The following is a 717-nucleotide window of genomic DNA, read 5'->3' on the forward strand; positions in this document are numbered from 1 at the left end:
CGCCCGCGTTCGCGACCAGCCGCGAGACGATGAACTCCGGCGTCGAGCGCCCGACGGTGCCGAACCGGGGCTGGTAGTCGACGCGCAGGCCGAGGTCGTCGGTCAGCCCCTCGGCGAAGATGCCGTCGATCCGAGCGGTCTCCGGCAGCGGCGAGAGGTCCTCCGCGAGGTGGGTGACGAACACGCCCAGCGCGCCGCGGTCGACGGTCAGATCCACCAGCCCGTTCAGCAGGTCCGCCGCCCGGCCGGGCTCGGTGATCGCCTCGAACTCGTCGACCAGCATCAGCGCCCGGCCCTCGCCCGTCAGCGGCGGCACGACCGAGCGCAGCGTCGACTCCAGCACGCCCGCGTTGAACGAGGCGTGCCGACGGTGGAACACGACCGTGTCGAACCTGCCGACCTCCGCGCGCTCGGCGGGGACGGGCAGCCCCATCGCCGCCAGCAGCGCGACGCCACAGAGCGTCTCCAGCAGCGTCGTCTTCCCGCCGGAGTTCGCGCCCGTCAGGACCGCCACGCGGTCGCCCGAGGGCGGGTCCGCCTCGCCTCCCGACACAGAGTGCGTCCCGACGCCGTAGGTGACCGGCTGGACCTCTCCCTCGACGAAGAGGTTCCGGGCGTTCCGGACCGCGAGGCCGTCCTCGACCAGCACGGGCCGCGTCAGGTCGTGTCTCGCGGCGAAGCGGGCGATCGAGAGGTCGAAGGCGAGTTCGCCGACCG

At 73.4% G+C, this 717-nt stretch carries 1 protein-coding gene; it reads right to left on the reverse strand.

Going from position 1 to position 717, the window contains the following annotated elements; translation table 11 throughout:
- Window positions 1-717: MutS-related protein (locus tag ACFR9S_RS13415; RefSeq protein ID WP_417385168.1), on the reverse strand; the 717-nt coding region annotated here is incomplete at both ends.

This window comes from Halolamina salina, from assembly GCF_042678005.1.
Taxonomy (GTDB): Archaea; Halobacteriota; Halobacteria; order Halobacteriales; family Haloferacaceae; genus Halolamina; species Halolamina salina.